Below are 1974 nucleotides of genomic sequence, written 5' to 3' on the forward strand. Positions count from 1 at the left end.
TCCGTGTCCGCAACGTCGCCCAGCCGGTGATCGGCACCGAATACGCGGTCTACGACCTCGCGCCTGCGGGACGTTTCGCGCCGAATCGGTGACAAACCCGTCCGAACGTGCTGCAATGGCTGTACCGGCTCTTCTTGGTCATCATACTGGGGGGTGGCCTGCCATCTTGGTCGGCCCCCAGGCTCGTCCATGCCTTGCGCATGGCGTCGAGTTGACGGCCACGGCGAGTTGACAAGGCGCGGTAGGCGACGCCGGTGATGCTGCGAGCGCGGTGTCTTGCTTGCCACGCGGCGTGGTAGGCGTAGGCAAGGGCGTCAGCGATGGCTGACTTTCCGGAGTTGGTAGGCGTGTGTGCGGTCCGCGACCCGAGGAGCCATCTGATCGGGCTGTCCGGGCTGTAGCGCTTGAGTCGGTGCTCGGAGACCCAGTTGCGGCCCGGCTGTGGCCCCTGTGGTTCGTGTGCGTTGTTGGTCGCCAGAGTCGCCGTCACCACCTCGGTGACCCTCGATGAGGCGTTCTGGGGCAGCAGGAGATACGGCTCGAGGTCGGTGGTGGCGATGCCGCCGGGGACCCCCAGCGTTCGGCGTTCTACCTCAACGACTCCGATTCGCATGGCGGCCAGATCGAATGATGGAGCCTCAGCAATCCACCACTGCCGCGAAACCTTGTCAGCGATGGAACTGCGTGCGAATACGCACAGGTCGACATGGTCGAGGAACGCGCTATCGGAGACCGCTGCTGCGAGCCCCTCAAGATGGTGCCGCCACAGGTGCCCGAAGTCTTTGCCGCGATCGTGTTGGTCCGCCAGCATGAGCAGCATCGATCTCGTACAGAGATCGGTGCCCATGTCGGTGTTCGCGGTGTTCGAGGCCACGATGATCAGACTAGAGGTGAGGGTGAACTGTTCCGGGAATTCAGTCGGAGCGTTCGTGTGTCAGCGCTGCTCACACGTTCCCCCCCAGTGTGTCGCCCGCCTCGCGTCCGCAGCGGAGCTGCAACTTCTCGTTGGCGGGCTCATCGAAGTCGAACCTGGTCAGTCGCGTAATCGCGAACCGTTCGTCCGAAACGGATGAGTGCTCGTTGGAGTCGGAGAGTTGGCCTTGTGGAGTACCACCGGTCGAGCCGGTGTTGAATCGCGCGAACCTGCTCGGCAGGGACGGCAGCGGAGTTCACCGGTCGGCCCGTGACCTCGGTTATCCAACGGTCGATGACGATCACACTGGGAACTGGTGCCCGCAGCGGATTGCTCGAGGTGACTGGTCGAACTTGCGGGAGTACCGAGGGGGCACCGAGTCTGGCGTAGAGCATCCTCTGCCGCTTGACGCGCCTTGTCAGTCTGGAGAGGATGTGCGCCGACATCGCGAGCCTCGTCACAGCGGATACGTACACGACACCAGCGACCGCTGTGACCCACGTGCCGTCGTAATGGAGCGGATAGCTGATCAGCAGAACCAGAAGGGCAGGCGACACCGCGCGCAAGGCCCGCCATTGGAGGTCGAGTTCTGTGTCGGTCATGCGTACGGCGTATTCGGCGGCCAGCCAGTGACGAGCCACGTCGTAGTCCAATCGTAGGGCCCGGGGGCAGGCGTCGCCGAGCCGCTCGATTTCGGCGCTGTATTCCTCGACCTGCTCACGCCAGCGCCGAACCGACATTCGTCCTCGTTCGCGTTCCTCGACCCGATGCTTCCGGTAGTTGATGCGCAAACTGATCGCTGCGAAGATCGCCACCACAGTCGCGACGACCAGGCTTAGAACCTGAACCTGACTTGCGTGCATTGCTGTTCTCCCCGTCGCTAGCGGCACCGCTCTCGATCACGTTCGTGAAGCGCAGGAATATCCGCCAGCTACAACGAAACTCGTCTCGTCACTTGACTCTGGCTGCGTGTCATCATCGCAGCTACTGCTGGTCGAGTCACAGACAGCGGCCGGTGGTGGCGAGCGAATTGCTCGGCACCACCGGCCGGTTGAGTGGGG

The 1974-nt window shown here is 63.3% G+C and carries 2 protein-coding genes; both read right to left on the bottom strand.

The genetic code is table 11. The features are described 5' to 3' along the window. Positions 1-49: 49 nt before the first annotated feature. The gene (locus QH270_RS08795) at positions 50-874 is read right to left on the bottom strand and encodes a hypothetical protein (protein ID WP_280340037.1); all 825 of its coding nucleotides are present in this window, start codon (positions 872-874) and stop codon (positions 50-52) included. Positions 875-1014: 140 nt separating this feature from the next. Then, positions 1015-1776, bottom strand: a complete 762-nt coding sequence (locus QH270_RS08800) for a hypothetical protein (RefSeq protein ID WP_054813827.1) — start codon at positions 1774-1776, stop codon at positions 1015-1017. Between the last annotated feature and the right edge of the window lie 198 nt (positions 1777-1974).

The organism is Nocardia neocaledoniensis (assembly GCF_029868625.1).
GTDB lineage: Bacteria > Actinomycetota > Actinomycetes > Mycobacteriales > Mycobacteriaceae > Nocardia > Nocardia neocaledoniensis_A.